This is a genomic window from Arthrobacter glycogeni (genome assembly GCF_054511155.1).
In genome coordinates this window covers 117,477-125,418 of the sequence record NZ_JBTNDE010000012.1, presented here as the reverse complement: position 1 = coordinate 125,418, position 7,942 = coordinate 117,477, and the positions used below count along the sequence as shown (strand labels likewise).

Annotated in this window: 4 protein-coding genes; all 4 read right to left on the bottom strand. The window is 62.7% G+C overall.

Going from position 1 to position 7,942, the window contains the following annotated elements:
* On the bottom strand, nt 1-5,026 hold a 5,026-nt coding region (locus tag ACX80O_RS10155), incomplete at its 3' end, for a peroxidase family protein (protein ID WP_459333366.1).
* A 248-nt stretch (nt 5,027-5,274) separates the two neighbouring features.
* Nucleotides 5,275-6,312 (bottom strand): sulfate/molybdate ABC transporter ATP-binding protein, encoded by a 1,038-nt coding sequence (locus ACX80O_RS10150; RefSeq protein WP_459307034.1) that lies wholly within the window; start codon nt 6,310-6,312, stop codon nt 5,275-5,277.
* Nucleotides 6,309-7,175, bottom strand: coding sequence for an ABC transporter permease (locus tag ACX80O_RS10145; protein ID WP_459307035.1), 867 nt, complete (start codon nt 7,173-7,175; stop codon nt 6,309-6,311). Before ACX80O_RS10145 ends, ACX80O_RS10150 begins: the two co-directional genes overlap by 4 nt.
* Nucleotides 7,172-7,942 (bottom strand): molybdate ABC transporter substrate-binding protein, encoded by a 771-nt coding sequence (modA, locus tag ACX80O_RS10140; RefSeq protein ID WP_459333365.1) that lies wholly within the window; start codon nt 7,940-7,942, stop codon nt 7,172-7,174. Before modA ends, ACX80O_RS10145 begins: the two co-directional genes overlap by 4 nt.

Genomic DNA, 7,942 nt, shown 5'->3' with positions numbered 1-7,942 from the left:
CCGTACCGTTGACCAGTCCCGTCACCACGAGGCTGGTTGCGGTAGCCCCGGCGGGCCGTAGTGCGCCCACCTGGGTTCCGGCCGCGTTGACTACCCGTACGTTGTAGCTGCCGACGGTTCCGGCTGGCGCCGTCCACCGGACTGTAGCCGTGGTATTACCCGCCGTGGCAGTCCCAATCACTGGTGCCGCCGGGACAACATTTGGGGTGATTGCGGCGGAGGCTGTAGATAGTGCGCCGATCCCGAAGGCGTTAACCCCCTGGACCCTGAAGGTGTACGCGGTGCCATTGGTCAGACCGGTAACTAGGCGATCCGTCGTTGCGGTGCCAGCGAACGTCACCGTTCGTAGGACCGTTGTGCCGGTAAGCACCTGTACCCGGTATTCGGTGATGGCCGTTCCACCATTTAGTGCCGGAGCGGTCCAGGACAGGGTCACCTGTGCGTTTCCGAGTACTCCGACTACATTCGTTGGAGCTGCGGGGACCACATCGGGAGTTACCGCGGTGGACAGGGCCGAGAACGGGCTTGCTCCCACCGCGTTGACCGCCTGCACCTGGAACCGGTACGCCTGCCCGTTGACCAGGCCTGTGACCACCTCGCTGGTTGCATCGGCGGCGGCCGTCCGTAGTGCGCCCACCGTAGCGCCAGCGGAATCGATGACCCGCACGTTATAGCTGGTCACAAGACCCGTTGGTGCGGTCCACCGGACAGTAGCGGAGGCGTTGCCTGCCGTGGCCGTTCCAATCACCGGTGCCGCTGGAGCAACGGAGTCCGAGTACCGGAGCTGTTCAACATTCCGCAGGGTGTCGGTGCCGTCGGCCAGGGTGCCGCGGGCGTGAACAACGGTGGTGACCGAACCCGGCGAACCCAACGTGGCTCCCGCGGGGGAGGTGGTTACATCATAGTTCGCCTCAAGATCAGAGAACTGTGCAATGTCCACCGACGTCCCGTTCGCTGGGGAAAGGATCTCCCTAACGATGACGATGTTCCCCGGATCGACTACCCCTGCAAAGACATCCTGCTGCAGGGTTGGCCCGGTGAGGTTGCCATTGACGTCGCGCAGGTACTGAGCGGCCATGGCACTTTGACCGACGCCCTCAACTGATGCGCTGCCGATCTGCTCGCCGGCTGCGTTACGGACGCTGAGCCGGACACTGAGGTAGGCATCGCCGTCGATGATGTCGTTGGCGCCACGGCCCTCAATCAGGTCGCTCCCGGCGCCGCCGAGCAAAACATTACCCGCGCCCCATACGGGTCCAGCGAGCCCAGCACATTCTCCCGGGCCGATCACCGACTTGGCAGCGACATCAGCCAGCGGGGTGGTCAGCGCGGAGGTAGGAACCAGGGCGCTGAGTCCGCTGATGCGATCTACGCCTGCTTGGTCAAGAACGTCGCAGCCGATGAATCCGCCGCCACCCACTTCACTGGGAACCAGGCTGTCGCCGCGGATCTTGTCATTCAAGTTCCAGCCTGACACGGCCTCGGTCTCGTTGAACTTGTCCCTGACCCCCGCTGTCAACACATCCAGCGGTGGAATGGGAAGGGCGAGGTCCGCATCCATCGCCTGGGGATCTCCCTGACTGATGGACCAGTCGTAACCCGCGGCGCCAGAGTTTTTCTCAATTCCCGGTCCGGCGACGCCGATGTCGTCCCCACCCTCCAGGTCGTAGTCATCGTCCCCACCCTGGCCGATAGCGATGTCGTGGCCAGGCTTGTTGTCATCGGTGAAAAACAAATTGGAACTGTCACCGATAAGACCGTCGGGCTGGTCACCACCCTCGATCCAGTCGTCCCCCCCGTCACCAATACCCTGGTCAATACCCTCGCCGAGGATCAGGAAGTCGTCTCCTTCACCCGCGAAGGTGGTGTTGGCGTTACCGCCGCCGTTGGTGAAGTCCTTGCCGTCACCGCCCATGAGCAGATCCAGCCCGGGACCTGCGTCGATGGCGTCGTTACCGGGGCCGCCTTTAAGTACGTCGTCGCCAGCGAGGTCGGTAAGGACATCATTGCCAAGACCGCCCAAAGCGACGTCGGCTCCGTCGCCACCTTCGATAACGTCGTTGGCTGCGTTGCCCCAGAAGGTGTCGCTGTCATTTCCACCGAAGATCCGGTCGGTGCCCGACGTTCCGTTGTAAACGCTCTGTCCGTTGATACCGGCCGGGTCGACCGTATTTCGCGCACGGTACTTGATCGTTCCGTCCGGCATGCGGATCAGCAGGGCAGCCTCATCGCATTCACTGCTTGGATCGTTAGCGACGGTGTTGCCGAACGTAGCAAACCCGGCCGGGGTGCCAGCGAGGTTCTTCAACTCGAACTTACAGTCCGACGTGGCGAAGGGATCGGCCTTGAGGCTCTTCGCATTCGTGTTGCGCATGACCAGTTCCGCGAAGGAGTTTCCCTCAAGCTGGGTGCGCAGGTTCATACCGGGCGTGCGGGCGAGGTAGTACAGGCGGTCGCCGTTCTGCAGATCGGTCATCTGGCTTTCGAACACGTAATTGAAGGTGCTTCCGAGCAGCCCCCCGAAGACGTTTGTCTGCTCAGCCAAACCGCCAATCCAGAGGTCAACGTTGTCCAGCCCGGTAATGGATGAGGTTCCATTGTTTACCCAGGCGCCGGTGCTGTTCATGAAATCCGCGGCGTCCACAGGAGGTACGTCTCCCGCGGCCACATTTGGATTGACAATCTCCCGCGCCGCAGTGCGCTTGGCTTTCAAAGTCGTCGCACCGGTAATAGTTGGGTGCATGCCGTACGCTGCAACGAAGTTCACCAGGGACTCCGGGTGCTTGATGCTTTCGCCGAAGTCGATCCAGTTGACGTAAGGCCGCAGCTGGGCGTCATTTGTAGCAGCGTGGATGGTGCGGCGTAGCACGTTGAGGCGGGGAATGCCCTCCGAACGGGCGCGGGTAATGTTGATTGTCGCCAGGTCAAGCGGCAGACCCAACAGGTTATTACGGAGGGTCTCGGTAACGAACTCATCGAGTTCGTTACCCACTTGATCGGACATTCCCATGAAGATGCTGCCCGCAGCCTCCTCGGAGGTCAGGGCCCCGGCCGGACCGCCATCGGTGTAGGCCGGGGGATTAAGGAACCCTTCAAGGAGAGAAATGTCATTCTGGGATCCCGCTATGTCGTCGGAGGTGCCGAATTCGCCGTCCGGACCTGGCCGGTCTTCGTTGCGCCGGGAGATCGTCTCGGTCAACATGGAGTGTCCAAAACGGTAAACCGCATGGGCAAACTCAGCGGTAACTGCCGGATCGACGTTGGTCTGGGTGAAGGCAAACGGTTCGAAGGGGTTGATCGCAGGCTGGACTTTGCGGGCAAACTCCTCGAAGACCAGGTGCTGGTACTCCATCTCCGTCACAAAACGGGCGGCCTGGAACAGCCTTTCACCGTTCCAACCGTCAGCGCCAAGTGCTGCCTTCCATTCGGCCAGTGCTTTCACGCCAGCAGCGGAGGTATCTGCGGTAAGGGTGTTCTTGATGTCATTGACCATCCGGTCATGTTCGGAGTGGAACACCTGGTGGATGGCGGTCAGTCCGATGTTCTCATTGACCCTGCCATCACCGGCTGCGAAGTGCAGGTCCAGGATTTCGTTGTCGTATTGGTTGACGCAGCCCACCGGAACTCCTGGTCGCGCGCAAGGGGTCAGGGATGGCGTGACGACGTCGTCGGGGTCCGGAGTGAAGCCGGGCTTTGGAACTGCGTTGTTGGCGATGTCGGTCAGGAACGGTGTCTCAAAGTACCTGACGTTGTCCGGAACAGGCACAGGAGCTGCAGTGTCGCCTTCAACCAGTCCGGTGAGGGTCACATACTGTGGCAGCCCCCGAACGGGGCCGGGGATGAACTTACCGTAAGGATCCGCGGCAATCATGGGGACGTCCAGAGCGTCCTTATCCTCGAGGCGCAGGCCCAGCAGCGATGCGGCCTGTGCCTTGACGGTCGCCCAGGTAGCCATGCCGCCCGCAGTGGGACCCGCAGGTCCGCCCAGCAGTTTGCCCGTCGACACCGGGCGTCCATTGGCGTTATTGACGTACTCGCGCACGAAAACCTGGTGGGAGGCGTGGGAGGTGTAGGTCTGGCTTTGGTCAACCCAGGGTGTGTCGGTGTTGAGGGCGTCACGAATGTCGTCCACTGTGCCCAATTGTCCGTCGGGGCCCGGCTGGTTCTTCCCCCGGGTCAGCACCATGAACCGCAGGTGCGAATCCAGATCATCGGCGGTACCAACCTTGTGGTCCGGTCCAGCGATCAGCGGGTCATCACTTTTCAGCGGAACAAAGACGGTTCCGCCACCCTTGACCGTCTGATCGATTCCATGATCGAAGAACTGTCCAAACAGGGTAAACAGCGAATTGTACGGAGGAGAAAGCCCCACATCCGTGGTGACATTCGGAATGAACAGGGTCTGGAAGGACGGTGTACAGCCGACAGGGACAGCGTCTACCGCTGGCACGGCCAAAGGATCGGGATCTGTGGTGCACGGGGTGACCCCGGGGTTGTTCTGGCTTCTGATGGGCAGACCGGCTGCAGCTACAGCTGCAGGGTTGGTTGAGGTCTGGTCCACGATCAGGTTGCTGATGATGCGTGGCTGTGAGTCGAAGACATTCCCGGATGTCTGCTGATAACTGGTTGGTGCGGGAGGGCCACCCAGTGACCCCGCCTCCGCGCTGCCAAACTTGGCCGGCGCCAACCGCGGGAACACCTGATCAGCGGCGCCGAAGGTTTCCTGCCCCGGTTGCAGGTTGTTGCAGGAACCATCAACCGTCCTGAGACCATGTGAAATCAGGGGAGTGGCAATCTGGTTGGGCCCTGTTCCCACCAGCGCGCCACAGGGGCCGGTCTCGGATGTGGTGTTCGCCACGTGCGCCTCGGAGATTTTGATCTGCTTCAGGATGAAGGCGAGATCCGAGGGGGTCACTGTGAACCCCTGACCGGTGGGGGCCACCACGGCGTTGGCTACGGTCACCGGTAGCAACATGCCGAGGGGAAAGACCAGGGCGGTGGCAATCGCTGCGATGCGGACCGACAATCGGTGACCGGATGTTTGTGGTCTGACCCGGGCCTGATCTCGGTCGGGGATGCGTGGAACCGCTTCCCCCGCCCCTTGAGGTGACTCATGCGTTAATAGCGGACTTTTCCTACCGAAAATATTCATGACACACCCCGGTCTTTGGACGAATCTAGGTGCCCTCATGCTGTCGGATGCAAGTTGTGAAAAACTTATAGTTCTACCGGTCGTCCCACCAGAAAAATTGTTGACGCTGACCCCGGTGATTCTTACCGCGGATAAAGGGTCACTTCGGTGGACTTGACCACAAAGAACACCCGCAGGCCAGGTATCAGGTCAAGGTCAGCCGCAGCGGCGGCGGTGATATCGGCGCTTAGCTGTCCGGCTCGAACACTTATGAGCTCACCACGCTGTTCCAGGTCGGTGATGGTGACGGGTAGCACGTTCCTGGGGCTACCCGATGGTTGCACCACAAACACCGAGACCGCCCGCGGGCTGAACACCGCAGCAGCCTCCTGGGCCAGACCCAGCGGCACTTCGGCGAGTGCCGACAGCCGAAGCCCCGCGGTGGTCTCCAGACCACCCTCGATGCTGACGCCGGTCACCAGATTCAGCCCGGCCAACCCCGCACCAAACGCACTGCGGGGGCGTTCCAGCACCTCACGGGTTGGTCCCATCTCCACCACTGCGCCGGCTTCGACGATAATCGTTCGATCAGCAAGCATTAGCGCGTCAAGCACGTTGTGGGTCACGATGATGGCGCTTCGGCCCGTCAGTACCCGCCGTAGCGTCCTGCGCATCGCCGGGGTGACTGCAATGTCCAGCGCAGCCATCGGTTCGTCAAGGAGCAGCAGCCTCGGATCGGTGGCCAACGCCCTGGCGACTGCCACCCGCTGGGCCTGACCCCCCGAGAGTTCCGACGGTCGACGGTCAGCGAACTCGACAGCCTCAACCTCACGAAGCCAGCGCATCGCCTCAGTTCGTGACGCGGCCCGACCGGTGCCCTGGCTCCGCGGACCAAAGGCCACGTTATCCAGCACGCTCAAGTGCGGAAACAACAGCGGCTCCTGCGCCAGCAACGAGACACCCCTGTCGTAGGGCGGACGCCAGGATGTGTCATCAAAGAGGACTGTGTCGCCCAACGCGGCGCTGCCGCCGTCAGGACGTAGCAGTCCGGCAAGGACAGCGAGTAGCGTCGACTTGCCTGCACCATTGGGGCCGAGGATGGCGACCGTTTCGCCGCTCTCCACGGTGAGCTGAAGATTCAGCCCCCGCGCTGCCACCCGCACATCCGCTACCAGTCTCATGGCGCGTCGCGGACCGGGGCGCGTGACCGGTGTGCCAGGCCTACCACCAGCACCGCCACCACTACGAGCACTAAGGACAGGGCGACGGCGGCATCCGGGTCGGTCTCCCGCTGCAGGTAGATTTCCAGGGGCAGCGTCCGGGTGGTGCCCTGCAGGCTGCCGGCGAAGGTGAGGGTGGCACCAAACTCTCCAAGCGCGCGGGCGAAGGACAGCACCATGCCAGAAACCAGCCCGGGCAACACCAGGGGGAGGGTGATCCGGCGCAGGACGGTCCCGGGGTGGGCCCCGAGGGTAGCGGCCACCGCCTCGTACCTGCTGCCCGCCGACCGGATCGCACCCTCAAGACTTAGTACCAGGAAGGGGAGTGCAACGAAGGTCTGGGCGATCACGACGGCGGTGGTCGAGAAGGCGATGTCAATGCCAAGGATTTGAAGGCTGGTGCCCAGCAGTCCTTGCCTGCCAAACGTGTAGAGCAGGGCAATGCCACCGACCACCGGCGGAAGCACCAGCGGCAGCAGCACCAGAGCCCGCATCAGTTGTTGGCCGGGAAAGTCGGTGCGGGCCAACACCAGAGCCATCGGCACCCCAAAGACCACGCACAGCACTGTGCTGATCAGCGAGGTTCGTAGGCTCAGACCCAGCGCGGCCAGCGACGATTCGGAGGTGATGAGCGGGACAAACTGGGACCAGCTCACCTGGGAAATCATTGCTGCGAGCGGCAACATGACAAAGAGTGCGCCAGCACCGGCGACGACGAAAACCCATGGTGGAATCCCGTGGCGGATTGACTGGGGCCTTTTAGTTGAGGGTTTATCGGGCGGGCGCCCTTTCAACGGGTACTCGATGCTGGGATGGTCGCTCATGGGGGGCCGAAGCCGGCTTCAGCCAGGACGTCCTGCCCCTCCGGCCCGGTCAGAAGGTTGAGGAAGGCGGCGGCGAGCCTGGTATTGCCGTCCGCAACTACCCCCGCGGGGTAGATGTTGACGGCGTCGGCTGCTTCGTCGAACGGAATCTCCTCGACGCCACTTTCCTCGCCGAGGACGTCGGTGACGTAAACCAGTCCGGCGTCGGCTTCACCGGAGCGCACCTTCCCGAGCACCTCGGTCACCGATGATTCCTCGCTAACGGCGTTCACCGTGACACCGGCTGCTTCCTGCGTTTGGGTGGCTGCAGCACCGCAGGGCACCTGGGGAGCGCAAAGTACCACGCTCGTGCCGGGGTCGGCGAGGTCGCTGAACTGCTCAACACCCGCCGGATTGCCCGGCGGGACGGCGATCGTGAGGGTATTGGTAGCAAAAGGCACCGGGTTGCCGTCTATCAGACCTTCCTGGACGAGCCGGCCCATGGTGACGGTGTCCGCCGACGCGAACACGTCGGCGGGGGCACCAGCCGAGAGTTGGGTGGCGAGATCGGATGACCCGGCGAAGCTTAGCGTGACGGTCACGCCGGGGTGTATTGCTTCGAAGTCGTCGGCGAGTTCTGTGAACGTTGACTGCAGCGATGCTGCGGCAAACACGGTCAGCGTTTGGTCGTCGGTGGGCGCGGGGTCACTGGGTGTGCCGCAGGCGGTGGTCGACAGTAGAACGGCAAGGCCGAATCCGGCCGATAGGGTGCGGGAGGGGCGAGCCAC

Excerpts from the sequence above, each read along its gene's own strand:
- ACX80O_RS10150 (WP_459307034.1), bottom strand. The coding sequence starts at position 6,312 with ATGAGACTGGTAGCGGATGTGCGGGTGGCAGCGCGGGGGCTGAATCTT.
- ACX80O_RS10145 (WP_459307035.1), bottom strand. The coding sequence starts at position 7,175 with ATGAGCGACCATCCCAGCATCGAGTACCCGTTGAAAGGGCGCCCGCCC.